The organism is Mesorhizobium sp. M8A.F.Ca.ET.207.01.1.1 (assembly GCF_004794715.1).
Taxonomy (GTDB): domain Bacteria; phylum Pseudomonadota; class Alphaproteobacteria; order Rhizobiales; family Rhizobiaceae; genus Mesorhizobium.
The window spans coordinates 1-316 of record NZ_SRUS01000402.1; the positions used below are offsets into that span (position 1 = coordinate 1).

Below are 316 nucleotides of genomic sequence, written 5' to 3' on the forward strand. Positions count from 1 at the left end.
GAGCAGGTATTGCTGAACCTGATGAGAAACGCCGTGGAGGCCATGCAAGGCGCACCCCGCCGCGAATTGCACGTGGTCACCAAGGCGCGACATGACGCGATGGTGGAGATCGGCGTGATCGACACCGGCCCGGGGCTGGCGCCCGAGGTTTCTGCCCAGCTTTTCCAGCCTTTCGTCACCACCAAGAAGCAGGGAATGGGGGTTGGCCTGTCCATTTGTCGCACTATCGTGGAGTCGCACGGTGGTCATATTTGGGCGGAATCAATGCCCGGCGGGGGAACCGCATTTCGGTTCACTTTGCGCGCCGTAGAGAAGG

The 316-nt window shown here is 61.4% G+C and carries 1 protein-coding gene; it reads left to right on the forward strand.

The features are described from left to right. A partial coding sequence (locus EN850_RS35095) for an ATP-binding protein (RefSeq protein ID WP_136093040.1) occupies window positions 1-316 on the forward strand: 316 nt, incomplete at both ends.